General features: G+C 43.1%; 22 protein-coding genes. 15 read left to right on the top strand and 7 right to left on the bottom strand.

All coding sequences use genetic code 11. The annotated features are described in order from the left end of the window. The first annotated feature begins 17 nt into the window (after window positions 1-17). Window positions 18-1043 (top strand): hypothetical protein, encoded by a 1026-nt coding sequence (locus QUA90_RS14480; RefSeq protein ID WP_333388878.1) that lies wholly within the window; start codon window positions 18-20, stop codon window positions 1041-1043. Between the two features lie 188 nt (window positions 1044-1231). Here the strand turns inward: QUA90_RS14480 and QUA90_RS14475 are convergent, their stop codons facing one another. After that, a complete protein-coding gene (locus QUA90_RS14475; RefSeq protein ID WP_333080715.1) occupies window positions 1232-1555 on the bottom strand; it encodes a TMEM14 family protein in 324 nt (107 codons plus the stop codon). A gap of 126 nt (window positions 1556-1681) precedes the next feature. Here QUA90_RS14475 and QUA90_RS14470 point away from each other — a divergent pair, with 126 nt between their 5' ends. From QUA90_RS14470 to QUA90_RS14455, 4 genes are all read left to right on the top strand, one after another. Then, entirely contained in the window at window positions 1682-2986 is a 1305-nt protein-coding gene (locus tag QUA90_RS14470) for an ATP-binding protein (protein ID WP_333446181.1), read from the top strand. Window positions 2987-3371: 385 nt separating this feature from the next. Beyond that, window positions 3372-3818, top strand: coding sequence for a tellurite resistance TerB family protein (locus QUA90_RS14465; protein ID WP_333388880.1), 447 nt, complete (start codon window positions 3372-3374; stop codon window positions 3816-3818). 153 nt (window positions 3819-3971) lie between these two features. Further along, on the top strand, window positions 3972-4397 hold the full coding sequence (locus tag QUA90_RS14460) for a thioesterase family protein (protein ID WP_333446179.1): 426 nt from the start codon (window positions 3972-3974) through the stop codon (window positions 4395-4397). Window positions 4398-4474: 77 nt separating this feature from the next. After that, window positions 4475-5446: a putative 2-dehydropantoate 2-reductase gene (locus tag QUA90_RS14455; RefSeq protein ID WP_333324692.1), complete on the top strand. Its 972-nt coding sequence runs from the start codon at window positions 4475-4477 to the stop codon at window positions 5444-5446. A gap of 97 nt (window positions 5447-5543) precedes the next feature. Here QUA90_RS14455 and QUA90_RS14450 read toward each other — a convergent pair whose 3' ends face one another. The 4 genes from QUA90_RS14450 to menA all read right to left on the bottom strand — a co-directional run bounded on the left by QUA90_RS14450 (window position 5544) and on the right by menA (window position 9954). Then, a complete protein-coding gene (locus QUA90_RS14450; RefSeq protein WP_333446177.1) occupies window positions 5544-6962 on the bottom strand; it encodes a 2-succinylbenzoate--CoA ligase in 1419 nt (472 codons plus the stop codon). A 103-nt stretch (window positions 6963-7065) separates the two neighbouring features. Beyond that, window positions 7066-8103, bottom strand: a complete 1038-nt coding sequence (locus QUA90_RS14445) for an o-succinylbenzoate synthase (protein WP_333446175.1) — start codon at window positions 8101-8103, stop codon at window positions 7066-7068. An 11-nt stretch (window positions 8104-8114) separates the two neighbouring features. Beyond that, complete coding sequence (menH, locus tag QUA90_RS14440) at window positions 8115-8915, bottom strand: 2-succinyl-6-hydroxy-2,4-cyclohexadiene-1-carboxylate synthase (protein WP_333446172.1); 801 nt, start codon at window positions 8913-8915, stop codon at window positions 8115-8117. Between the two features lie 142 nt (window positions 8916-9057). Next, a complete protein-coding gene (menA, locus tag QUA90_RS14435; RefSeq protein ID WP_333446170.1) occupies window positions 9058-9954 on the bottom strand; it encodes a 2-carboxy-1,4-naphthoquinone phytyltransferase in 897 nt (298 codons plus the stop codon). A 383-nt stretch (window positions 9955-10337) separates the two neighbouring features. Here menA and QUA90_RS14430 point away from each other — a divergent pair, with 383 nt between their 5' ends. Both QUA90_RS14430 and menD read left to right on the top strand, forming a co-directional pair. Beyond that, window positions 10338-11771 (top strand): isochorismate synthase, encoded by a 1434-nt coding sequence (locus tag QUA90_RS14430; protein WP_333446168.1) that lies wholly within the window; start codon window positions 10338-10340, stop codon window positions 11769-11771. Between the two features lie 37 nt (window positions 11772-11808). Further along, window positions 11809-13722, top strand: coding sequence for a 2-succinyl-5-enolpyruvyl-6-hydroxy-3-cyclohexene-1-carboxylic-acid synthase (menD, locus tag QUA90_RS14425; RefSeq protein ID WP_333446166.1), 1914 nt, complete (start codon window positions 11809-11811; stop codon window positions 13720-13722). Window positions 13723-13766: 44 nt separating this feature from the next. On the opposite strand, the gene grxC is transcribed toward menD, so the two are convergent. Beyond that, window positions 13767-14081, bottom strand: coding sequence for a glutaredoxin 3 (gene grxC / locus QUA90_RS14420; protein ID WP_333075604.1), 315 nt, complete (start codon window positions 14079-14081; stop codon window positions 13767-13769). A 264-nt stretch (window positions 14082-14345) separates the two neighbouring features. On the opposite strand from grxC, the gene QUA90_RS14415 reads away from it, so the two are divergent. Next, window positions 14346-14561 carry a hypothetical protein gene (locus QUA90_RS14415; protein WP_190731630.1) on the top strand — a complete coding sequence of 72 codons (216 nt, stop codon included), beginning with the start codon at window positions 14346-14348 and terminating at the stop codon, window positions 14559-14561. Between the two features lie 175 nt (window positions 14562-14736). Here QUA90_RS14415 and QUA90_RS14410 read toward each other — a convergent pair whose 3' ends face one another. Continuing rightward, window positions 14737-15603: a WYL domain-containing protein gene (locus tag QUA90_RS14410; protein WP_333388884.1), complete on the bottom strand. Its 867-nt coding sequence runs from the start codon at window positions 15601-15603 to the stop codon at window positions 14737-14739. An 88-nt stretch (window positions 15604-15691) separates the two neighbouring features. Here QUA90_RS14410 and QUA90_RS14405 point away from each other — a divergent pair, with 88 nt between their 5' ends. The 7 genes from QUA90_RS14405 to QUA90_RS14375 all read left to right on the top strand — a co-directional run bounded on the left by QUA90_RS14405 (window position 15692) and on the right by QUA90_RS14375 (window position 24264). Continuing rightward, window positions 15692-15901 carry a hypothetical protein gene (locus QUA90_RS14405; protein ID WP_333228775.1) on the top strand — a complete coding sequence of 70 codons (210 nt, stop codon included), beginning with the start codon at window positions 15692-15694 and terminating at the stop codon, window positions 15899-15901. Window positions 15902-15964: 63 nt separating this feature from the next. Then, entirely contained in the window at window positions 15965-18511 is a 2547-nt protein-coding gene (locus QUA90_RS14400; RefSeq protein WP_333388885.1) for a hypothetical protein, read from the top strand. Between the two features lie 2 nt (window positions 18512-18513). After that, window positions 18514-19500, top strand: a complete 987-nt coding sequence (locus QUA90_RS14395) for a hypothetical protein (protein ID WP_333388886.1) — start codon at window positions 18514-18516, stop codon at window positions 19498-19500. Between the two features lie 3 nt (window positions 19501-19503). Beyond that, window positions 19504-20316, top strand: coding sequence for a hypothetical protein (locus QUA90_RS14390; protein ID WP_333388887.1), 813 nt, complete (start codon window positions 19504-19506; stop codon window positions 20314-20316). Window positions 20317-20320: 4 nt separating this feature from the next. Continuing rightward, the gene (gene cas3, locus QUA90_RS14385; protein WP_333446164.1) at window positions 20321-23068 is read left to right on the top strand and encodes a CRISPR-associated helicase Cas3'; all 2748 of its coding nucleotides are present in this window, start codon (window positions 20321-20323) and stop codon (window positions 23066-23068) included. Between the two features lie 43 nt (window positions 23069-23111). Further along, window positions 23112-23948 (top strand): CRISPR-associated endoribonuclease Cas6, encoded by an 837-nt coding sequence (gene cas6 / locus QUA90_RS14380; RefSeq protein WP_333446161.1) that lies wholly within the window; start codon window positions 23112-23114, stop codon window positions 23946-23948. Between the two features lie 85 nt (window positions 23949-24033). Further along, on the top strand, window positions 24034-24264 hold the full coding sequence (locus QUA90_RS14375; protein WP_333446160.1) for a hypothetical protein: 231 nt from the start codon (window positions 24034-24036) through the stop codon (window positions 24262-24264). Window positions 24265-24348 lie beyond the last annotated feature (84 nt).

The raw sequence follows: 24348 nt of genomic DNA, 5'->3' as shown, positions 1-24348 counted from the left end.
ACGAGGCATGAAAGGAAATGAATGAGTATCTCAAGGCATTCCAGGCTATTACCCAGTTTAGCGATCGATTGTTGGCAGACGAATATCAATCCGTGGAGATTAAACAGTCAGCTACCCAACTCAGTTTAGATGTGGAACCTTGTATTGACGAAATTAAGCAATCTGCCATCAGACTCAAGGGGTTACTTCAGGTATGTTTCAAAGATGTATCTCATGCTGAGGATGTCTGGAATAGCAAGCCGAGAATTGCTGGATCATCTCCTGTTGATGTCTGGGAGCAAATTGGCGAACTAAGCGGATGCGATGTGAGAATTCGCAGTTTAGGAAAGCAGGGCAAATATGATGCTGTTGTTAAAGTTCGCAAATCTTGGAGCGACAAGGCGACTAAGTTAAAAAATCAGTGGTTTTTGTGGGATAAAAACGCTCAAGTCTTTCAAAGAGATACTATTGGTTTTTTTGAAAAAGATAATTTGCACAAAGAGTTGCGGAATGAAGTTGATGCCCAAGCCGAGCGAGTGATTTTAATTATGGAGAATGAACTAACTTTAATTTTTCAAGAATTACAATCTATAGATATAGAAAAATTTGAAATTTGTATTGAATGCTTCGACCTAAAGAGTCAGTCGAAATTTAGAGAGCGACTACAATCAATAGGCGGGGAGATTGTATCGAAGTTTACGGAGCCACTGAAATATTTGCCTGATTCTTATATTAAAACTTTTAAAGAAACACTGAAAGAACCTGTAGAGAATTTGGTTCACAAAAGCAAGATGGGAATCAGTTTGGTCGATTTTGAAGAGTCCTGTAAAGTGATTGGGTTAATCCTGGATAATGTGATTATAGCAATTTTTGAGGAGCGCATGAAACTGGCAATTCAAACAGTTGAAAAAGCGATTAAATTCTACAATAATTTTTTAGAGAAGCAGGCGCGGTATCAGAAAGAGACGCCGGAACAGCGATCTGCGGAAAAAATTTGGATCGAATGCCAGCGGCAGCAACTCAGGGAAGTTCAGCAGTATATTGATGCAGTCATTAGTCATTAGTCATTAGTCATTAGTCATTAGTCATTAGTCATTAGTCATTAGTTATTGGTCACTGGTTATTGGTTATTGGTTAGTAGTTATTGGTTATTGGTTATGGGTTATTAGAACGAACAACTAACAATTAACAAATAACCACTGACCACTAAAAACAGTCAACAGTCAACAGTCAACTGTCAACTGTCAACAGATTATTGATATTGACCGCTGATTTCGTAAACGATCGCGCCCAAAGACGCTAAGCTAGCTAAAATTAGCATTCCGGCCGGCATGAATTTTTGAGTTTTAACAAGGCGCACAATAAAGACTATTACTAAAACAGCGGAGATGGCTGCTGCTAATGTTAAACCCCAACTTTGTCCCATAAGCTGGGCGGTGCCGGCAAAAATTAGCAGGGAACCGCTAATCAGGCCGGAAATGAGTGAGGCTTGGCTTTTGGCCTTGATATAACCCATGATGCCGCCAACCAGTGTTAAAATGCCGTAGCCGATCGCGGCTGTTGTACCTAAATTCATTTTTAATCCTCCCGATTTCACTGTTTGCATCTAAATTTATACAGCGCAGCCTGCAATTAGTGTCACGAATTGTTAGAAAATTTATTAAAGCCAGTCAGGATATGTAACTGTTATACAATTGCCATTATGTCAGCCCTAACTTCTGGTGCGATCGCCCAAATCCGTTACCTCCAGCGCCAAGCAGCATCCCTGCTGCTGTATCAATCAGTTCTCAAAAGCCCCGCAGGTCAAGCTTTTCTCGATTTGCTGCAAGCCCTTCATCACAGCGAAGTCAGCGGTTTAGAATGTCAGGTAGCTTACGGGAACTGGTTCAAACTTCAGGCTGCTAAAAATTTAAGCTGGAAAGATTCTCTGATTTCCGAAATTCTCAAAAACGAAAACCCCTTTTCTCGCCGAGCTCAGCAAACAGATTTTGCAAGTTTGCCCCCCGCTTTGGTGGAAGCCGCCCGACATGATTTAGAAGTGCTGCAAAATATTTACGAATGCAGCAGCGAACAGTTGAGCAAGTGGGTGCGCGTAGCGGGTCAACTTGACGCAGTTCCTCCGATTTGGCATTCAGAAACTGTAGCAGAACCGGGAGATTTGCCGCTGCACGGAAAACTGGAAAAATGGTCGAGCGCGGTGGAATCTTTGGCAGTTTATTACCGACAGTTTGGCACAGGTTTGTTTGCTGAATATCGCGCTTTTAGGTGGCGGGGAGGGCAGTTGGCGAGTATTTCGCATCCCGATGGTATAACTTTAAAAGAGTTGGTTTGCTGCGATTGGCAGCGGGATGCTCTGGTGAAAAATACGGAGTTTTTGTTGGCCGGTTATCCGGCTTTGCACGTCTTGCTGTACGGCAGCCGCGGTTCGGGCAAGTCTTCTTTGGTGAAGTCGCTATTAAATGAATTTGGCTCTCGCAATCTGCGCTTGATTGAAGTATCTAAATCGGATTTGCAAGATTTGCCGCTAATTGTCGAGCAGTTGCGAGGAGTTCCTCAAAAGTTTATTATTTTTGTGGACGACCTTTCCTTTGAGGAAGATGACGATGCTTTTAAAGCTCTGAAAGTTGTCTTAGAGGGGAATGTCACTGCTCGCTCTCAAAATGTGGTAGTTTACGCCACATCTAACCGCAGGCATTTAATTCGAGAGTTTTTTGACGACAGACCTCGCCCCCGCGATGGAGACGAAGTTCACGCTTGGGATACTGTGCAGGAAAAACTTTCATTTAGCGATCGATTTGGCTTGACTTTAACTTTTGAACCGGCCGATCAAAACACTTATTTAACAATTGTCCGACATCTCGCAGAACTTGCTGGAATCAAACTCGCTCCCGATGATTTGGAACACCGCGCTAAAGAATGGGCAACTCGTCGCAATGGGCGATCGGGCAGGACTGCGCGGCAGTTTGTTGATTTCCTGAAAGCAGAGTTAGCCCTTTTTGACAAATAGATGGTCTGCGTTAGGAGGGCGGGTTTCACTTTCCATATGGAAAGGCAATTCAGGATAGGAATTAACCCGCCATTGCGTCGATCGGGCAGGACTGCGTGGCAGTTTGTTGATTTCCTGAAAGCAGATTTAGCCCTTTTTCACAAGTAGATAGTCTGCGCTGAGAGGGCGGGTTTCACTTTCCATATGGAAAGGCAATTCAGGATAGGAATTAACCCGCCCTTACAGCACCCAAGGGCGAAATAAAAATTCTTAATTTTTTCATAATTTTATTGATAACAACTAACTAACAAAATTTGATATAATTATCAAAATCTCCCAAGAAACCTCCAGAGCCAGAACCCATCCTGACTCCATAAATCGACCACTAAATAATGAGGAAAATATCATGGGTTTATTTGATAAAGTAGCGCAGACTCGTCAAGAAACGGACGTAACGTTAGGGCCGGCCGAAGCATTTGCGGCGATCGCGCTAATTGCCGTAGCAGCCGACGGTTACATCAATGACAGCGAAAGTAAAGCGATTAGCATGACGCTATCTCGGATGCAACTGTTCCGCAGCTATCCCGATGACGTAATGAGAAAAATGCTCGAGCGCCTGCTGATGATTCTGCAACGGCAAGGAGTTGAGGTACTGTTTAATGCAGCTTTGGCAACCCTTCCCGACGAACTTAAAGAAACCGTTTTTGCTGTGACAACTGATATCGCTTTAGCAGATGGCGAGGTTTCAGAAGAAGAAGAACAACTTTTGAACGATCTTTACAGTGCATTGGGGCTTTCCGAAGATATTGCCCTCAAGATTATAGACGTGATGTTGATTAAGAACAAAGGTTAATAAATCAGGGGGAGGAGTGAGGAGGGCGAATTTTACAATATAAAAAATTAGCGCCTACTTACTTAGCTGACAAATTCTCCAAAAGTGCGGGTTGAGGGATATGATGGTTGGTAAAATTGCGAGCCCAATTGCGATCGCCCGCTACTACCTCAAATGCCTTTCACTTACACCCGCACTGTTCACTTTCAAGATACCGATGCTGCTGGAGTCGTTTACTTTGCTAACGTTTTGGCGATGTGCCACGAAGCTTACGAGGCATCTCTAGCAGCATCGGGAATCAATCTCAAAGCATTTTTCAGCAATTCCGAGGTTGCCTTTCCCATAATTCATGCTAGTGTAGATTTTTATCGCCCAATGTTTGCGGGCGATCGGCTGATAATTCAATTGACGCCCAAACAACTTACTGGCGATGAATTTGAAATTGCCTATCAAGTATTTTCTGAGGAAGTTGCAGGAAGAAGCGCTGCTAAAGCTCTGACTAAGCACGTCTGCATCGATGCACTTAGCCGAACTAGAAAACAGGTATCTGAAGACTTGATGCAGTGGATGAGGAAATTTGAGATTGAGATTTCCGATTAGTTCTATCTTTAAATAATAGCAGGGAATGACTGTAAAATTTCTGTTTGGTTGATAATTATTTCTGAATTGTTGATATTATGTCAAATCGCAATTATGCCATTGTGGGCACGGGAGCTTTAGGCGGATTCTACGGTGCTAGACTGCAACAAGCAGGTTTAGAAGTCAATTTTTTGCTACGCAGCGATTACGATTACGTCAAAAAACACGGTTTGATTGTCGAGTCTCCCGAAGGCGACTTCACCCTCCCCCACGTCCGCGCCTACCACGACGCGCACAAAATGCCTCAGTGCGACGTAGTAATTCTAGCGCTGAAAACAACTCAAAATCACTTGTTGCCCAAAATTTTGCCTCCTTTATTAAAGGATAACGGCGCGGTTTTAGTATTGCAAAACGGATTGAATACAGAACCGGAAGTAGCTAAAATTGTCGGTGCAGAACGAGTGGTTGGCGGGCTGTGTTTTCTCTGTTCTTATAAAGTTGGGCCAGGTCATATCTGCCACCTAGATTACGGCACTATCACGCTGGGAGAATATTCCCAAGAGTACAAAGCAATCGGTATTACTAATAGATTGCACCAAATTGCTGCGGACTTTAAACGTGCTCATATTCCCATAAAAATGAGCGATGATTTGCTATTGTCAAGGTGGAAAAAGCTGGTTTGGAATATTCCTTATAACGGGCTGTCTGTAGTTTTGGATGCGAGAACTGACGAACTGATGGCGAATCCTGATACTCTGATTTTAGTGGAGGAAATCATGGGGGAAGTGGTAGCGGGAGCCAAAAGTTGCGATCGCATTATTCCCGATGATTTTATCCCACAAATGCTTGAATACACTCAGAAAATGAAGCCTTACCGCACCAGCATGAAAATCGATTATGATGAATCGCGGCCCCTGGAAGTTGAGGCAATTTTTGGTAATCCGATACGGGTGGCGCAGCAAGCAGGTGTTAAGTTGCCCCAAATAGAGGTACTTTACCGAATGTTGAAGTTTGTGGATTTTCAAAGACAAGAAGCAGAGAGGACGAGAAGGCTGTTAGGTTTGTCGTAATTAGTCAGTTGACTGTTGAATGTTGACTGTTGACTGTTGTCAGGAGTCGGAAATAAGCATGATAAATTCTGCCTTCTGTATAGATTGCGCCTAATAATTATTGATCTTTGAGCGCAATTTCTTGCAATTGTTCTCGATTGACTTTGCCTTGAGAATTGCGGGGCAATTGTTCGACGATTACCCAATATTTCGGCCGCTTAAACTTGCTCAACTTATCTTCTATTGCCGCTTGCAGATTTTTGATAGTAACTTCGGAATTAGCGGGAACGTAGATAGCCGTAACGACTTGACCCCAATCTTTGTCTGGCAAGCCAATTACAGCAACATCCGCAACTAAATTAGTCGATCGCACAACCGCTTCAACTTCCGCCGGAAATACATTTTCTCCGCCTGTGATAATTTTATCGCTGCTGCGTCCGACGATATTTAAGTAGTTATTTTTATCAAAAAATCCTACGTCGTCTAATTGGAAATATTCGCGATCTCCAAATTTTTCAGGATAATAACCCAACGCCAAAGATTGAGCATTAACCACAATATTTCCAATTTTATTATCGCACAAAATCTTGCCTTTTGCACTGCGAATAGTTATTTGAGCGTGCGGTAAAGTTTGACCGGAACTGTTATTACCCGCGAGAAAATCTTCGGGTTTTAGTGTAGCAATTTGCGAGGCTGTTTCGGTCATGCCGTAACTAGGCGCTAATTTGATTTGATAGTTTCTAGCTGTTTCTAAAAGTTCCGGCCAAGCGGGAGCACCGCCCAAAAGTACAGCACGAAACCGTCCCAGCCAATTAGCTGTATCTGGGTTTTGCAGCAGCCTTTGCAGTTGAGTGGGAACTAAAGAAATGAAAAATTCTTCGGGTTCGATATCGCTTTTTTTACCATTTTCTAATTCTTTAAATGGCTGAATAGCCAGTTGTCCTCCGGTAGTAAAGGAACGCATGAATTGCATTAAACCGCTGACGTGGTATAATGACAAAACGCAAAATGAATTGATTTTGTCAACTTGAAAGTATTGTTGAAAACCTTGTACGGATGCTGTTAGCGTTTCCCAAGTGTGGATGGCAAAACGAATTTTTCCTGAAGAACCGCCGGTGGGAATCATGATCGTATCAAAACCGCTTTTTGTCGGCGAATGGAATTCGCGGCTATACAAACGAAGTGCGCCTTCACGGACTGGGATATGGGGATTGTTGGGAAGCGGGTATTGTCCTAAAAATATGTCTGGTTGAACTAAATCAAAGACTTGTTGCCATTCTTGTTTTACCCAGTTGGGATTGCACAGAAAAATCTGGGATTGGGCCGCGCGGGCGGCGGTGAAACTGGCAAGAAATTGCACGGGATCTGGTTCTGCGAGGCAAATTTTTTGGGGTGTTTTTTGTGCGCGATTTTGGGTTATTTCTTGAAATAGCCGATCGACAATTCGGGCAAATTCGCGACTGTCACAACCGATAAGCCAATTATCGGGCAAGCCAGACGCGATATCCAGGATATTTACTGTGAGATTTGTTGCCATAGATGCTTTCACCAAGTTTCTCGATTCAAAACAATTACCTAACCGCTTGATTTAGTCGTGGGAGTAATCTAAAATCTAAAATCTAAAATCTAAAATCTAAAATCTAAAATCTAAAATCTAAAATCGAATGATTGTCATCGAACCAGCAATCGGTGCCGAAGCCGAGTGCTCTCTTATTTAAAGACAATTGTGTTGCTAAATTCAATGCTGCTTGTCTGCCGATTTCGGTTTCAAATACTGATGAGAAAACAGCGTCTATATTGTGAGTTTGACAAAATTTTCGCAGTTGGGATGGGGAACCAGCAATCGCCGGTTTAATGACGAAAATGCCCCGCCAGCCTTGGCTGTAGCACTCTTGGATGCGATCGAGGTTGGCTGCAGATTCATCAAGGGCGATCGGAGTTGCATAAATAGCATTCAATTCTACCATTTGCTGAAACTGGGTTACGGGCAGCGGCTGTTCCAAAAATTCAATGTCTGCGGAAAAGCCGGGAGTTGCTTTTACCTTGTCGCAAGCTTGCAGCCATGTTTTAGCCTGCCAGTAACTCAGTCCCCCGTTGGCATCTAACCGCAAAAAGGCTGATTCTCGATCGCACAAATTGTGCATTGCTTGGATTAGCTGCTGAAAAATCTTTAATTCTTGTTCAATTGCAGCAACACCAATTTTCCATTTAAACGTCCGATATCCCTCTAGCCAAAGCAGTTGCAAAGCCTGCAAAGCTGTTTCACCTGCTGGCAATAAACCGCTGTACAGACTCAGCCTCTTCTCCTCCTCGTGGCAAAGGTGGCTTAAATTTTTGCTTTTCTCTCCCCCTTGGCAAGGGGGGGCTGGGGGGGGTAAATTTTGCTCGTTTGATAGTGCTGACTCAAAGCCAAATTGACAAGCCGGCAATTCAGCGGAAATAGCAAAAATCATCTCTGATGAAATATTACCTGGCAACTGCTGACAAAAATCTAAAGCTTGCTCAAAACTTTCGGAACCAAACCAACTCAAAGGGGCAATTTCTCCCCAACCAATTTGATTATTTTCGCCCACAAGTCGCAGGATAATTCCTGATCGAATATCCCAGATGCCGTGACTTGTTTGCAAGGGACGCTTAAATTTTCGCTGATAAGTGCGAAACTCGAATTGATGAAACATTAGTTTTTTAGTTAATCATAAAATTGTCTCACAACTGTGACAAACTTATCAATATTTTCAAAATGGATATTGTGATCAGCTTTTGGTACAATTTCTAGACGGGCGGCAGGACACAAGCTGGCAATTTCGGTATTTATAGTTGTAAATTTATCATCATATTCTCCCGCTAGCAAGAGGATGGGGATTTGATTTTGTGCGAGTTTTTCCCAGAGAGATGGCTGGTTGCCAGTTCCCATGTTGCGGAGTGATTTGGCTAACTCTAAGGGATTGTTTGCTAAGCGGGTTTTTATGAGTTTGTCGAAGTTGGAAGAGTTTTTTAAAGATTTGAATAAAGGGCGATCGTACCAGTTTAATAAAAAATCTTTAATGTTGCTATTTTCCAGATTTTGTGCTATCTGTGAATCGGCTTCCAGGCGGTGCGATCGCTCTTTTTCTGTCTTCAATCCCGGAGAAGCTGACTCTAACACTACTTTCTCGAATCTTTCAGGAAAATGTAAGGTCATGTACAGTGCCAATCGCCCGCCCATTGAATAGCCCAACAACAAACATTTGTCTATTTGTAAATCATCTAATAACTCGATTAATGCTTGGGCAGTATTTGACATAGTGTAGCAACTTTCGTCGCCGTTGACTTGAGTTTTTCCGTGACCGGGAAGGTCAACTGCTAAGCAGCAATAACTGTTAGAAAGTAAGGGAATCACCCTGCTAAAGTCTTGACTGCTGCCCGTGAATCCATGCAAAAATAAAAGTGTCGGCTGATTCTTGTTGCCAGTTAAGGAATAGTGAAAGTTATAATTATTAAATTTGTCCATATACAATTATACGATTCAATATGAGGTACGGATTGCTGAATAAAAGAAGATTTTGAGAAGTCGCCCAACTCTGCCAACTCCACCAACTCCATCAACTTAGCAAACCATACCTCCAATTTACCGGAATTCTCGATCGCCCGATCTACAAAGCAAACCCCAACGCCAGCAGCAATCCGCTCGAAAAATGCAGCGTAACTGCGATAAACTTAGAGTTGCTGACCTTTGCCGGTTGGTCGTGATAGTTTGTGACATGGTGGCAAAGGTCGATCGCAAATGGCAAACTCCCAAAAATTAACAACGTCCAAATTGGGAACATTCCCAAAGCCACAAATAGCACAGTCAAAGCATAAACGCTTCCGCACAACCACTGCAACAACTGAGCACCTTTTTTCGTACCGAGTCGAACAATTGGGGATTTTTTACCCGCCGCCAAATCGTCCTCAACTTGGTGAAAGTGAGAACAAAATAAAATGATACTCGTTGTAATTCCCACGATTGCAGAACCCACCAAATTAGTGGCAGACCAAGTTTGAGTTTGACTGTAATAAGCCGCAGCCAAAGCTAGTGGCCCGAAGGTGAAAAAGCAAATAATTTCTCCCAAACCCTGATAGCCAAGACGAAACGGAGGCCCTTGATAAGTGTAGCCGAGAGCACAGCATAAAACTACTAGCAAAATTACTGTTGGGTCTTTTTGCCACCAGCTTATGGCGCAGATTCCTGACACTCCGACTGCTAAAAACAGATTGGCTAGCCAGAAAATTAAAGCTTTATTTCCGGTTAAGTTAACTAGGGAATGCGCTTTGTTTTTATCGATGCCTGTTTCTGAGTCAAATACATCATTGCTGAGATTCAGCCATGCTATAATCAAAATGGCTGACATTAAAAATGTCGAAAAAATTGACGAATTAATCGTTTGAGTTTCGGCAAAAGCAATTGCAGTTCCTACTGAAATAGGAATCACCGCAACGCTGTACATGGGCGGCTTGATTGCCGCCAGCCACAATTTACTATTTGAACGTTCAATTAACTTTGTTGTCATTACACAAACTTGATTCAATTGATAGCAGCGTAGTAATTTTACAATTTTATTGGTGAACAAAGTCTACTCTCGATCGGGTTGAGTGCGCGGCGGACATCCACACAGAGGCTGTGGCGGTACTCAAACAGCGCAAGTAGCCCGTCTGTAAACCTCTGCAGGGGGCGATCGACTTTTGCGAAATTTAGCCGATCGATCTTAAAGTTTTGTGTCTAAATGTTTCGCTCGATCGCCCGACGGTCGGTTTTTTTCCCCAACAGAGCCCAAACAGGGAGGGAAACTCAAAAGGTCGTGTTTTGCGATCGCCCTCCCGTGCTTAGATCGAAATAGGGGTTTTAGCCGGACAAACCCACACTCTATCTGACAAATCTGCTATTCTCGCTTTCATGACAGTAATACCGCACCGCGCTAATCTCTTGCAAGACCGCAATCAACTGCATCAGTTTCTGTTAAATTGCCAGCAGTCTTTAACCGAAAAAGATCGCACAAAAATAGTTAGTATTTCTCAGGAAATTTATCCCCTCGATCCGCTAGCTGTACTGCAAGAGATTTCCGAACCTTGTCAGCGGCACTTTTACTTTGAAAAAAGAGACCCCATTGCCGGCAAAAGTTTTGCAATTGCCGCCCTTGATTCGGCAATCCATCTCACCGTAGCAGGAAGCGATCGATTTGTGGCAGCTCAAAACTTTATTCGTTCAACAGTTGCCAATACAATTACCATTGGTGCGGAACGCTTGCCATTTAGCGGGCCTCACTTTTTTTGTAGCTTTGCTTTTTTTGATGAGAACATTGCTGCTAATTCTTACTTTCCGCCCGCCACCATATTTTTACCAAAATGGCAGATCACCAGACAGAAAGATAGCTGCATTCTCGTCGCAAATGCCATCATAGAAAAAGATCGAAACGTTAAAAACATTGCTGAGAATATTTGGCAAACCTTTGATAAAATTGAATCTCGCAAATACCATAAACTAACAACTGCGATCGACAGTTCGATCTCTTTGAAACAAATCCCCGTCAATGATGCCACTCAATTTAAAACATCAGTCAAGTCTGCTTTAGAATTGATCGCCTCTAAATATTTTAGTAAAATTGTTTTATCCCAAGCAATCAATGTGATTTCTCAAACCCCTTTCAGTTTAATAGATTCATTAAACAACTTGCGTCTCAGTTATCCAGATTGCTATGTATTTTCAACCAGTAACGGCAAAGGACAAAATTTTATCGGTGCCAGTCCAGAACGCTTAATTAGCATTCACAACAATCAGTTATTAACAGATGCTTTAGCAGGTTCTGCACCGAGGGGAAAAACTGAGGTGGGAGATGCGAAATTAGCCCAAGGATTGCTAGAAAGCGAGAAGGATATTCGCGAACATCAAGTTGTGATTGACTTTATTGTCGATCGCCTGTCTAAACTCGGCATTACTCCCAAATTTTCCCCAGTGCCCAGACTGCTGCAACTATCAAACATTCAGCATTTGTGGACACCGATAACAGCTCAAATTCCCCCTGATATTCATTTATTAAAGATTTTAGCTCAACTGCATCCAACCCCAGCGGTAGCGGGCGTGCCGAGAGATGTTGCCCTCGAACAAATTCGCCGCTGCGAAAGCTGCGATCGCTCTTTGTACGCAGCACCCCTCGGCTGGATCGATCGCGCCGGTAACGGCGAATTTGCCGTGGGAATTCGATCGGCTTTAATCGATGGCGATCGGGCTATACTTTATGCTGGTGCTGGTATTGTGGCCGGTTCGGAACCAGAGAAAGAACTAGCAGAAATTCAGCTCAAATTACAACCACTTTTAAATGCTTTAGTTTAGGAATATATCATAAAAATATCATCGCCAAAACAACCAAATGCTTGACTTTCGCAACACAAACACCCTCTGGTCTTCCGTATTAGCAGAAACTTTGCAGCGGTTGGGATTAACTACCGCCGTGATTTGTCCCGGTTCGCGATCGGCACCGCTAACAATAGCCTTTGCTCAAAACAAAAAAATAGAAACTATTCCCATACTCGACGAACGTTCAGCCAGCTTTTTTGCATTAGGAATTGCCAAAAAATCCTATTTGCCAACCGCACTAATTTGCACATCGGGAACCGCGGCAGCCAACTTTTATCCTGCTATCATAGAAGCCAGAGAAAGTCGAATTCCGCTGCTAATATTCACCGCCGATCGCCCTCCAGAACTGCGGGACTGTCACGCCGGACAAGCGATCGACCAAGTGAAAATCTACGGCAATTATCCCAACTGGCAAGGCGAATTAGCGATACCTTCTGCGTCCAGAGGAATGCTAGACTATCTCCGCCAGACGATCGTGTATGCTTGGGAGCGCTCGCAATTTCCAACTCCGGGCCCCGTCCACCTCAACATCCCGTTTCGCGACCCGCTTGTACCCGTTCCAGACGTAGCTGTAGAAGCTTTAGAAACAGAATTTAATCCCGAAGATTTCTTTGCAGGATTAGAACCCATTTTCGCGAGAGAAAGCTCTACCCCCCCCAGCCCCCCCTTGTTAAGGGGGGGAGAAGAAAGTACCATGCAACAGTGGCAAAAGTGCAGCAAAGGGATTATTATTGCAGGCGTTGCACAGCCTCAATTTGCCGAAAAATACTGTAGTGCGATCGGCAAAATTTCCAAATCTTTAAACTGGCCAGTTTTAGCAGAAGGACTATCCCCAGTCAGAAACTACGCCCAACTAAACCCCCATCTAATTTCCACCTACGATTTAATCCTGCGAAACCGCGAACTAGCAGATAAATTAACCCCAGAAATCGCCATTCAAATCGGAGACTTACCCACAAGCAAAGAACTCCGAAACTGGCTAGATAAAACCCAACCCAAACGCTACATAATCGACCCCAGCCACCACAATTTCGATCCCTTACACGGCAAAACAATTCACCTGCGAACCTCCCCTGAAAATCTCGCAACTAATCTCGCAACTATATTAACTCTTGTCCCCCCCCTTATTAAGGGGGGGTTAGGGGGGGAGCGAGCCCCTGCTACCACTGCTATTTCCCCTCAAATCCCCCCCCTAAACAAGGACGAATCAACTCTTGTCCCCCCCCTTAGCAAGGGGGGGCTAGGGGGGGTTCAAACCTCTCCATCAAACGAATACCTCCAACTTTGGCGCAACACCGAAATCCAAGTCAGACAAACAATAGACAAAAAAATATCAGCAATTAACAACATAATCGAGCCCAAAGTTTCCTGGCTGCTTTCCCAGATTTTGCCACCTGCAACACCGATATTTATTGCCAACAGTATGCCCGTCAGAGATGTAGAGTTTTTCTGGAAGCCGAACAACTTAGAAATAAAGCCGTTTTTCAATCGCGGAGCTAACGGCATAGACGGCACATTATCAACAGCTTTGGGAGTTGCTCACCGCAATCAAAGCAGCATCATGCTAACAGGCGATTTAACACTTTTGCACGATACGAACGGTTTTTTAATTAAAAATAAATTTGTCGGTCATCTGACAATCATATTAATTAATAATAACGGTGGCGGAATTTTTGAAATGTTACCCGTTGCGAAATTTGACCCGCCCTTTGAAGAGTTTTTTGCCACGCCGCAGCAGATTAACTTTGCTCAGTTGTTTGCAACTTATGGCGTGGAACACGAGATAATAGACGATTGGGAACAGTTCAAACAAAAATTAAGTTTTTTGCCAAGTAGCGGGATTCGCGTCTTAGAATTGCCAACAGAGAGGCGCGCCGATGCTAAATGGCGGCAAGATAATCTAAGTAAATTTGCCAAAGATTTGTAAATTTGTAGGTTGAGCAGGTGGAACGAAACCCAACCTACACTAATTTAAACTGCTGGTTGAGCTAGCAGCGCATCTAACTCTCCATCTGCATCGAGTTTGTGAATGTCATCGCAGCCGCCTACGTGTTGCTTATTAATGAAAATTTGGGGCACGCTGCGGCGTCCGTTAGCGCGATCGGCCATTGCTTTTCTAGCCGCTTCGTCGCCATCAATTTTGTATTCCGTGAAATTTACGCCTTTCCACCACAGCAAAGTTTTGGCGCGGATGCAGTAGGGACAGGTTTGCCAAGTATAGATTTCCACATTGGCTTTGATGCGATCGGGCTTGCGGCCCAAGATGGGATTGAGAAAATCAAGCATTTTCGGTACTGGGGTAAAAATTAAACTGGTTGGGGGATTAACGATCATTTTAGCGAAATGCCTTCAGCCCCACGTCCTACCCAAAAATCGGCGCGGGATGGAATTGCCTGCGGCAACCTGTGCCCCTGTGACCCAAGTCACAACTTTACCCTACTCGGATCACTTGCTTTCACCCTAGAGAATCACATTCGCGGCCTCATTAATATCACCGATCTTTTGAGGAAACCAGAAGATGATAAATATATCGAATTCAACCGCACTGCCATGCACCCCGTACAACTCCTCCCCGGCGCTATCTCTGAAATCCTCGCTTCTGTAACCGATACAGGCGTTTTGACTCTGGCGGATCGCTACGGTTTGATGGCCGCCACCTTCGACGACTCTCTGAATGACGAAGACAGAGGCTGTGTCAACCGCTTGCTGCGGGCGGTGCTCAGAGGCCGGGTGAAAGTAGTCAACGAACTTTCAGCAGCATTCTAATCGGGATTTGAAGTTTTGTTCTGAAGGCAGGGTGAGTCAGCGGTAGATGAAAATAGTGGAAACTCAGGCAGGAGTGGAAACAGCGGTAATTTGAATTCGATTTAAAAGTTTTCTCCTCTAACTCAACAACGGTTTTTTTGTCAAAGCAGCCTTTACCGGCTGCTTTTTTTTTGATTTAATCGCGGATTTCCAGGTTGTACTGGCGGCAGAGGGCGATCAGTTTTTGTTGGAATCGATCGCGCACACTGTCTGGAGACACAATGACGCAATCTTCGCCGTAACGGAATACCTCCCGAATCAGCCAAAAGGGATTAGAGACGCGCCGCACGACTTGGCGGACATCTCCGATGACTTGATCTTCCTCACTGATATCTTTTTGCCTGGGTTCGTAAGCTTTTACCATGCCACGATAAAAGTGTAAGTACACTTTTAAAAAATCTAAGCCTTCCTCGCGCCACTGTCCGTCCATTGGCTCAATAGCCTTGATGCGATCAAACCGCAAACACCGATTGTGAACAAGTTCGGGATAGTCGGGATTTTTGAGATCGTTAGTCTCTTCGCACCAGATTTCCAAGTAAAAGCGCTTTTCTTCAAAGGAAATCTCTGCGTAGCGCACTGTAAACTCTAGTTCCTCGTCTTGAGCGTTCAGGTAGAGCAGGTGGAAAGGTTGCTGGTTATTGATGTGTCGATCGACTTGAGTTCGCCATGCCACGCTAGGCTGATTAGCTAATTGCCAAAGCGATTGGCGCATCGGCGCTTCAAGCTCTCCTTGGTCTAACACCAGACTTAAAAGGGTTTGAGCTTGTCCGGCGTGACCTGAATCTGTCAGGATTTTAGTGGCTTGCAGTAGCGCTTCCACCTGAGTCGGGTTCAGGGTAAAGAGTTTGCGGACTTCCGGGGTTTGTTGGGCGATCGCGACGATCAACCCCGAAGGACTGGGACTTTTGCCCCAGAAAATGTTCAAGCGGCGAGCTAGCTCCTCTAGCTGCTCCTTGGTTCCCGGCGGAACTGACAGTGTAAGTGTTTCTTTTTTCCTAGACATCTGTGTAATATACTTGCATTATTCATAATAGTCTGCAATACTCTACTTATTGTACTTAAGAAAGCCTGACCGCTTAAGGCAGCCTGCCATGAAAGAAAGTCTTACTGATCGCCTACTGCAACTGATGTCCGATGGCCAGTGGCACTCAACAGAGGAACTGGTGGCAAAAATCAGTCATCGGTTTTCCGCAACGCAGCACGTTTTGAAGAAGCGGGGTTACAAGTTTGATAAGCGGCGGATAGAAGGACAGCACCACGAATATCGGTTGGTGACGAGTCCGAAAGCGAGCGCTTCTTAAATAAACTTTCTCAGATATTGGGGGTAGTATCTACTACTCCTAATATTCAGCTACCGGAGGTAAATGACTGTGAATTGGAAGCAACTCTCTTTGTTTGATGATTTGGATGAACAGCCTCAAAAAGTCTCAAATGAAGACGCTATGGATGAGATTACTAACTCTGACATCAGCATTCTTTTAAGTGCCTTAGCTGCTAAAGTTATTTCTGACCGTCAAAGGTCAGAAGTAATTACTAAATTAGCAAATCAGTCAGAGGCGGTAGCGATCGCACATTCTTTCAGCGACTCTAGTCTAGTTAGAGAACTCAGACTCAGGCGCAGTCAAGAAAAAACTCAGCTACCAAAACTAACTTTCACAGGCGATCGCGTTATCTATCAAAATCAAGATATTGGCAAAACTCAAATTTTGTACAAATCGCCGTTACCAGGAGAGTTACAGGCAAGATTATCTATTGAAAGCGCCATAGATAGATTTTTAGAGTATTTGCAGAAACAATATCAAATAGCGGTACTCCATGAAAGTGACTATCACGTACAGGTTTTTATTCCCCATCGAAAAGCAGCAGCCGACTTTAGTCAATATTGGCGAGAGTTTATCGAAAATATTGCTTTCTCAACTTATGGCGATACCAAGCGCAATTTACCAGGATTAGTACAAACATTCATTGTCATGCTCAATAGTGTCACTCTAGCCGGACGCGGTTTCAGTACCTTGGAAATTCCGATTTTGACACAAGAGCAATCTAATGTTTTAGCCGCTTGGTATTTGGCAGTTGTTAGGGAGGTAGAAAAGCGTCAAACAGAGCGTCAGAAGCAAATGAAGGCTCTCAAAACAGAAATAGATAATCCTGAGACAACTGATAAAGACCGCAAATCTTCAGAAAAAAAGTTGCTAGAAAAGGAGGAGATGCAGTTAAAAGAAGCGAAAAAGTACAACGAAGCTTTTCAAAAGTCCTTTGGTAAAGTCCTGCAGGAGCAACAGTCTATAGGGCAAGAGCTAAATCAAATTAAAAGTGAATTGGCGGACTCAGGGTTAACGAAAGCACAGAGGAATAAGTTAGACAAACAGCAAGACAAGCTAGTTCCTCAAATTATTTTTACTCAAGAGTCGGTCCAGCAAAAAATGCGATTGCTCGCAGAGTCAGATGGTGAACCATTTAAGTTTATTCAGTGCGATCGCCAACAAAACCCCGCTCGGTTCAAAAACATTGTTAACATTTCTAAAAGTTTCACTAAAACTGCTACAGACCAGATCAATGCAACTCGTGGAGATATTTTTACTCAGTGTATTCTAGAGATGTATCGCCTTTTGGAAAATCCGCCAAGCGCTCCATTCCCTGAACCATTGCTGAGCGAACAGCCAAGTATCAAAGAAGTCCGATTGGCTGGAGATGACGGGAAAGATTTTTGCTATTCCTGCGGCGTTACTCTTGAAAATGCTAAATGGAAAGTAGCCAGATTTATGTTTGAGCGACCTTCCCAGCGTCGTCAATCGTCATCAAGCGAAGATCGACCTTATATTTGTGCTTCCTGTTCAGCTTTAGCATTTGCTTCACCCTTAAAAATTACTGATGAAAGCATCATTTTGAAACTTGAACCGCTCAATCAAAGTGAACCTGCCAAACTCAGAGTTAAAGACTACATTAGAATGTTAACCAATAAAGAGTTACATTTAAGTGCAGGTCGATATTTAGTCCTAGCCTCAGATCGAACTGGTGGGGGTGATTTAGCATCCCAGAAACTCGGTCAAGTTCAATATGCACTAGCAAAAGTAGCTTCAATTTTTGCCCTTGAGGTTTTAGCTGATTTTAAATTCTCGCTAATTATTCAGGGAAGTCAGCCAAAACACTTAGCCAGCAGATATCTAGTTTTCATAAAGGGATTGATCGACGGCTACAACCAATCAATTGTAATTACTGGCAAGGAAATTAATATGACTCTAGGCGATGCTGTTCGCTATATAGAGGGAGATTTACCCTTTCTTGCTGAATACGATGTGACGAAGGCTGCTGCTAAAGTCAACTCTTTGCAACTTGAGAAAGTCCGCCAACTCTACTGGCAAATCATTCAAGAAGACTTGAAATTACAAGGAGTAAATATGGGGTCATCAAACCAAATGGCTAAACGAGCCAAATTATACAAGGATGTCACTGCTTTGACTGGATTAACCTATGCCTTTGCTCAATCTTTAGAAAGTACAGCTAAAAAGGCAATGAAAACAGAAGATGCAGAAAGAGAAGTAAGTAAAATCATTGAAAAAGTGGATGATGCCGTTGCTTTTTGCTACTACGCCACCCTTGGGGATGAGAAAAAAACAAATGTCCAAGCAAGACTTTATTGCAACCCTGAAAACTACTTTGTTTATGAACAAACAAAGAATTTGTTGGAAGAATTAAAAATTACCAACAGAGAAGAAAAAGATGCAGAAAAACAGCAAATGTGGCTAACGCTCTACGCTGATGATGTGATGAGAGCTTATACCTACTTTGCTGAAAATGGCTACAGTCAAGACCGAGAGTGGAATGAGTTAACTTATAACTTAAAACTTTCTCTCTACACTCGTTTTCCTGAATTGGTTCGCAAAGTAAAATCTACCACGGATAAAAACTAATCATGGCTGCTAAAAAATTTCAAACAACTAATGATCAAACTGAAAATGGTTCTGAGACGGCTAAGGAATCCAAAGTAACCAGTGGATTACCCAGAACAGATGAAAAGAACCCTCGTATGCACTTTGATATTTATGCCATTCTTGAAGGTTCGCAGGAGCTTTATTTTGGGCATGAAGTACAAGTCAATGTCAACTTGGTGGAAATAGTTAAGCTCACTACTAAGGATGGGAAATCCATCGAAAAATGTTATATCTCTCCAACGAAACGGCGAGGTGTTGAGCGACGTTGCTTGCTTTGGGCACCTGTGAAAAGTGGGGAACTGCTAGGAGATAAACAACAGTGTGGCATTCCCAAAACTTGTGCTAAACCTGACTGTCCTATTTGCGCTCCCTATGGTGCTCTTGACCCAGGAAAAAGCACTTTAATTGGTCGCGTTACTCACGGTGGCGGTGTTGCTGTTCAAGATATTTACCCAGTAGAGAAGCAACGGGCAATGCACCCGGCACGTCTAGTAAATCAAAAAGATGAAACGCCGATACCATTTAAGCGTCAGTACAATCAGCCCGGTATCCTCTATCCAGTGTCTAACCATGCGTTGAGTGTTACTGATAAAGATTTTTCCTCTGTTGCCTATGCTTTTCTGGATTCCTTACCACGCATTGGTTCAGGAAATCCCAAGGGAATTGCGATCGCTGAAAATGGGGAGAAAATTATTCGGGCTAATGGTGAAGAAATTAATTTTGATGTTTCTATGCCATTATTAGTCTTAGATCGCTATCTTTCTCCCAGAGGCAAACGTCCAATTATCTCCCCTTCAGAAACTCATCCCGGAGAGGCAATCTATAAATTTATTCAACTAGCCAGAACTCCAGAAGATAACACCGATCGCATCCAAGCAACTTACTTCGATCGCTGGATTGGAAATGCAGCATTAGAGAAATTACAAGAATACGCCGCGAACTTCGTTGAAACTGTTTTACAGGCGTGATCTATGTACTGCATAAAACTCACCATCACACCTACGGCAGCAATGACATTTCGCATTCTGCCAGGGTCAATTCTCAATATTGCCACCTATCCTTTTGTCCCGCCGACAACTCTATCAGGTTTCTTGCGAAGGTTAGGAATGCTCAGTGTCGGGTTAGAAATTCCTGAAACTCGAATCAACAAAGATGACCCGCCGTTTTATGCTTTACCCCGTCATTATGTAGCGCTAGGAGCTTATCCTAGCTTAAACAGTTGGCGAGGTGTGCATAAAACCTACCGCAAAGGAATGCGAGAATTTAATCACGATGTATTTTCCCGATTGTATGTGGAAAAAGACAAAGCTAACTTTCAACTCCACACTTGGGAATATTTAATTGTTGAAGAACTAACGGGTTATGTCGTCAGCGAATCTTTACAAGGTTTAGAACATTTCCAAGACGTAGAAACCTACGGCTGCAAACTGGGTAAAGAAGGCTTTGCAGTTGTCACAGAAGTTTTTACACCCATTGAGTTAAAGCGCGAAACAGTTACAGCTTATCCATCAACAATTGTCCCGATGGAAGCAATGTTACAGAGTTCTCAGTTTGTTGGAGGTTGCGATATTTACAACTTGTACCGTTACAACTGGTCTGCTGGTTCTGAAATTGATTCAGAAACAGATGGATTTTTAGACCAAAATCGCACTCTTGTAGATGGATTTATTCCTTTTGTTGCCGCTTACTACCCGCAAGCTTTTAACTCTCCACCTACTCTTGATTGCTACACCGACGGAGAAATTTATATCCCCGTTTCCCTTATCAACCTGCTAAGAGATTAAGTTTATGGCTAAGTCAGAACGTCAGCCTCCCTATAATTTTGGTCGTGTCTTTTTTCCTAGTGAACCCAATCCCAATCCGGCTATTCCCAATGAAATCCGTTTTCAGCCTCTGGGCAATCATGTTAGCAATGTAGGAAAACTGGTAAAAAAATGGCAACCTAGTGATTTTCCTGACCCTTACGAATCCTCATTCAAGCGAGTAATAAAAGCAGCCAACCTTCACGATATTGGTAAACCCCAGAAATTCGCTCTCCAAGTTGAGACTGACTCCGAACAAAAGTTTAAAAAATACATCTACTCATTTAGAGGGCATCGATTTCTAGCCGAATGCAAGGATAATCTCTGGGTGGAAAAACTTGCTCAAGGACATCACGATTTTTCAGTAAAAGATATTAGCCGTGATGCTTATGTGTTAAATAAATATCCAGAGCACCAGAGCATTCTTGCTAAAGATCCCTTAGCTTATGCACGAGAACTTTACATTTTAGAAATGTGCGATCAAATTGAAGCTGAGTTAGCTTGTCGGGTAATTGGAGATGACGAGCAAGCCGAGTCGCGCACTTTCATGGATTATACCATTGCTAAGGATGATTCCGAGCAAAATGTTTATCGAGTTGACCCTTGGATTTTTTCGCCAGACCAAATTGAATTAACTTTTGACTATTGGTTGTTTTGTCTTTCTGAGGATGACAAGGCTGATTTGAAAAAATGTCGCACAGAAAATCGAGATGTTGACTTAGGGAAAAAGTTAGACGCAATTGCTAAACAATGGTGGCAAAAGCAGCAAGGTCAGCCAGAAAAAGCAGAACCTCGAAAAGTTACGCTCAAACCTTACTTGTCAAACAAGCAGTTTCAAAATCGAGATTGTGAGTTTTGGTATCAGCAGTTAGCTGGATTTGCACCTAACCCTATGCAAAAAATGATTTTTGAGGTAATTGAACAGACAGACAACCCAGCTTTTTTGCTCAAATCTCCTACGGGTTCTGGAAAGTTTGAAGCGATTTTATTTCCGGCATTATCAAAAAATAGTCGTTTAATTTTGCCACTACCTGCTAGGAGTTTAATAGAAGACCAAAAACAGCGAATAGAAAAGTATTTAAAACGTTTTTCTGAGCTGAATCCCGACCGTGAAATCTCTTTAGTCATCGATACGGGTTCTCAAATGCAACGCTGGGTTTATCGCAATGGAAAAGAGGAACCTAAACCGAGAACTTACAATCCCAGACGGCATCTGTACAAGGCAGATGTCATTTTAACCACATTGGACAAATTTCTCTACCGCTATTTTGCCTTTGGGGACAAGCAAAAGTCTTTTGTATTTCCCTTGAGGATTCACCGGGACAAAACAGGCGATGAAAAAACTATCATCTGTTTTGATGAGGCTCACAGTTACGATGAGATAGCATTTACCAATTTTCAAAGTTTAGTAAAGTCACTTTATGAAGCTGGACGATCGCTCGTTTTAATGACTGCTACAATGCCACAGGAATACATCTATCGCTTTGATTATTTAGAAACGATCGATTATATCGGTACTGCCGATGATTCGGTCAAAGCTGAACAGTTGATTAATTTCCAGAAACAACATTTACAACAGCCTTATCTCAATCGAAGAAGTTTTGAATGGATTAACGACATCGAGCGCAACTCTGAAAATCCTGAACCTTTTCAAAAACGGATTTGTGAAACGGTAACTAAAGAATGGCAATCTAAATCGAATTGCAAAATTATTACCGTGGTTCAAACTGTTAGAGATGCCGTTGCTATTTATGGGCAACTTTCAGATAAGTTGAAACTGACTGAAAATACAGAATATAAACAACTATACCTTTACCACGGTCGTCTAGACCATCGAGTCAGGCAAGAGGTCTATACCCAACTCAAACAACGAGATGATAAGGCTCAACCTTATATTCTCATTACCACCAGCGCAATTGAAGTTGGATGTGACTTGAATAGTGAGGTTCTTATTTCCGAAATTTGCCCACCTGAAAACTTAATTCAAAGAGCAGGGCGCTGTAATCGGAAAGGGAATTTTCCTGATGCTAAGGTAATTGTTCTCGGTAAAATTGAGGGCAGTCGTATCCCTTTTTATGCTCAAACTTTGGAGGAAGCTGAATGGCAAGACTATCAAGAAACTCTTCAGCAATTAGAAAGCTTTGACAGCCATAAAATTGCCGAACATATCACGCGATCGCAACAAGTTGATGACTACCGAGTAGTCGAACTCTTCTCGATGCTCCATGACTATGTTTACAGTGCTGACTTAACTTGTCAACCCGCTCACGAAAAAGGGCTAGTTGTTACTCGGAGTTGGACACCATCCGCAACATTAGTTTATGACGATGGAACTCATGGCGACAAAATTGAAAATATGCCTCAAGTGACAGTGCCAATTGACCGTTTAACCATCAAAAAAGACAATATCAATCAGTATGCCAATACTCATGTTTGCGAACGCTACTATGACCAAGAAAATACATCCTGGGAAATGCGCGGTTTACGCTGGGGCTTTGCCTATCAAAAAGAAATTGTCATCAAAATAAATCAAACCAATGATGGTGCATTTATGCCAGATGCCAATCCCGAATATTCCTATAACCCAGAACTAGGTTTTGTAGAACTGCCGGGAGTTTTCATCAAGCTGAAAACAAAGGGGTTTGATGAAAAATTATTATATCAGTATGGCAACACGGGTCAGAAAAAATCAGTAATTATTACATACACCAAGGCATTAGAGGAGACGACTTAAAAGCGATCGCACCCTAATCAACACCACCAACCATTAACCAAATATGCCGCACAGCCTAGTCCTCAACATCCTCCCCCTGGCCCCAATTCCCCCCGGATACCTCACCGGAAGACACCTGCACGCCCTCTTTCTCACCCTCGTGAGCTCCGTTGACAAAAAACTCGGCGATCGCCTCCACGAAGCCGCCGCCCAAAAATCCTTCACTCTCAGCCCTTTACAAACTAAAAAATGCCCTTTCAAAAAACACCATTCCCTGCAATGGGAACACTCACAATCTATTCCAGAACATACCCTCTGTTGGTGGCGGATTACTCTGCTTGATGACACTTTATTCGGCCAATTAACTAATCTTTGGCTGAATCTCAATCCCTCGAAGCCGTGGCATCTGGGGCCCGCCGATTTGATGATTACTAAGATTCTCGGAACGCCGCAAGTAGATCAGCCTTGGGCTAATGCTTGCGATTACTCTCAATTGTACGATCGCGCTTCGGAAACTAATCGCTTAATTGCCTTCAGTTTTGCCACTCCTACTACCTTTCGACAGGGAAAATTTGATTCCGTGATTCCTACTAGAGACTGCGTTTTTAACAGTCTCCTCAGTCGGTGGAATAAGTACAGCCCGATCGCAATTCCCGATCAGTCATTCGATGCACTTTTTTCGACATTTGTCAACATCAAAAGTGAAATATTGACTAACTATCAAAGCGATTTTGTCGGCATGGTTGGGGAGGTTAGTTATCGGATTTTGGGAGATGTCGAGCCTTTAGTGATTAAGCAAATTAATGCTTTGGCTGATTTTGCTGTTTACTGCGGGGTGGGGAGGAAAACTCCGATGGGGATGGGAATGACTCGGCGGATTGTTGTTAATAAGAGTTCTTGATAAGTGAGGGTAAAACCCATAGTCCGCCAGGGGTTTAAACCCCTGCCTCAAAGCTAAAGTCCTCTGAAGAGGACTGCAAGAATGAATGATTAAATTACTGCTTCAGTCGGTTTCAACCTTGGCGCTTACTGTTACCTATAAGCTCAAAATATCATCAATGATTCAATTACTTCTTCAGTCGGTTTCAACCGACTTTAGCTATGAGACAGGGGTTTCAACCCCTGGCGGACTGGCGGATCGCTGGCAGAACACTGGCGGATCGCTAATTCATCAAATTCTTTCGCCCCACGGGGAAATTAAATGTTTCAACCCTTAAAATTATGGTAGAAGTTCACGGGGGTAGCAAAAACCCAAAAAATCTGATAAGGTGAGGCACATGGAGAAGACAGTGCCGGAATTA

The organism is Microcoleus sp. D3_18_C4 (genome assembly GCF_036702355.1).
Classification (GTDB): Bacteria; Cyanobacteriota; Cyanobacteriia; order Cyanobacteriales; family Microcoleaceae; genus Microcoleus.
This window is presented reverse-complemented; position numbering and strand designations above follow the sequence as displayed.

Excerpts from the sequence above, each read along its gene's own strand:
- QUA90_RS14480 (WP_333388878.1), top strand. The coding sequence starts at position 18 with ATGAATGAGTATCTCAAGGCATTCCAGGCTATTACCCAGTTTAGCGAT.
- QUA90_RS14475 (WP_333080715.1), bottom strand. The coding sequence starts at position 1,555 with ATGAATTTAGGTACAACAGCCGCGATCGGCTACGGCATTTTAACACTG.
- QUA90_RS14470 (WP_333446181.1), top strand. The coding sequence starts at position 1,682 with ATGTCAGCCCTAACTTCTGGTGCGATCGCCCAAATCCGTTACCTCCAG.
- QUA90_RS14465 (WP_333388880.1), top strand. The coding sequence starts at position 3,372 with ATGGGTTTATTTGATAAAGTAGCGCAGACTCGTCAAGAAACGGACGTA.
- QUA90_RS14460 (WP_333446179.1), top strand. The coding sequence starts at position 3,972 with ATGCCTTTCACTTACACCCGCACTGTTCACTTTCAAGATACCGATGCT.
- QUA90_RS14455 (WP_333324692.1), top strand. The coding sequence starts at position 4,475 with ATGTCAAATCGCAATTATGCCATTGTGGGCACGGGAGCTTTAGGCGGA.
- QUA90_RS14450 (WP_333446177.1), bottom strand. The coding sequence starts at position 6,962 with ATGGCAACAAATCTCACAGTAAATATCCTGGATATCGCGTCTGGCTTG.
- QUA90_RS14445 (WP_333446175.1), bottom strand. The coding sequence starts at position 8,103 with ATGTTTCATCAATTCGAGTTTCGCACTTATCAGCGAAAATTTAAGCGT.
- menH (WP_333446172.1), bottom strand. The coding sequence starts at position 8,915 with ATGGACAAATTTAATAATTATAACTTTCACTATTCCTTAACTGGCAAC.
- menA (WP_333446170.1), bottom strand. The coding sequence starts at position 9,954 with ATGACAACAAAGTTAATTGAACGTTCAAATAGTAAATTGTGGCTGGCG.
- QUA90_RS14430 (WP_333446168.1), top strand. The coding sequence starts at position 10,338 with ATGACAGTAATACCGCACCGCGCTAATCTCTTGCAAGACCGCAATCAA.
- menD (WP_333446166.1), top strand. The coding sequence starts at position 11,809 with ATGCTTGACTTTCGCAACACAAACACCCTCTGGTCTTCCGTATTAGCA.
- grxC (WP_333075604.1), bottom strand. The coding sequence starts at position 14,081 with ATGCTTGATTTTCTCAATCCCATCTTGGGCCGCAAGCCCGATCGCATC.
- QUA90_RS14415 (WP_190731630.1), top strand. The coding sequence starts at position 14,346 with ATGCACCCCGTACAACTCCTCCCCGGCGCTATCTCTGAAATCCTCGCT.
- QUA90_RS14410 (WP_333388884.1), bottom strand. The coding sequence starts at position 15,603 with ATGTCTAGGAAAAAAGAAACACTTACACTGTCAGTTCCGCCGGGAACC.
- QUA90_RS14405 (WP_333228775.1), top strand. The coding sequence starts at position 15,692 with ATGAAAGAAAGTCTTACTGATCGCCTACTGCAACTGATGTCCGATGGC.
- QUA90_RS14400 (WP_333388885.1), top strand. The coding sequence starts at position 15,965 with ATGACTGTGAATTGGAAGCAACTCTCTTTGTTTGATGATTTGGATGAA.
- QUA90_RS14395 (WP_333388886.1), top strand. The coding sequence starts at position 18,514 with ATGGCTGCTAAAAAATTTCAAACAACTAATGATCAAACTGAAAATGGT.
- QUA90_RS14390 (WP_333388887.1), top strand. The coding sequence starts at position 19,504 with ATGTACTGCATAAAACTCACCATCACACCTACGGCAGCAATGACATTT.
- cas3 (WP_333446164.1), top strand. The coding sequence starts at position 20,321 with ATGGCTAAGTCAGAACGTCAGCCTCCCTATAATTTTGGTCGTGTCTTT.
- cas6 (WP_333446161.1), top strand. The coding sequence starts at position 23,112 with ATGCCGCACAGCCTAGTCCTCAACATCCTCCCCCTGGCCCCAATTCCC.
- QUA90_RS14375 (WP_333446160.1), top strand. The coding sequence starts at position 24,034 with ATGATTAAATTACTGCTTCAGTCGGTTTCAACCTTGGCGCTTACTGTT.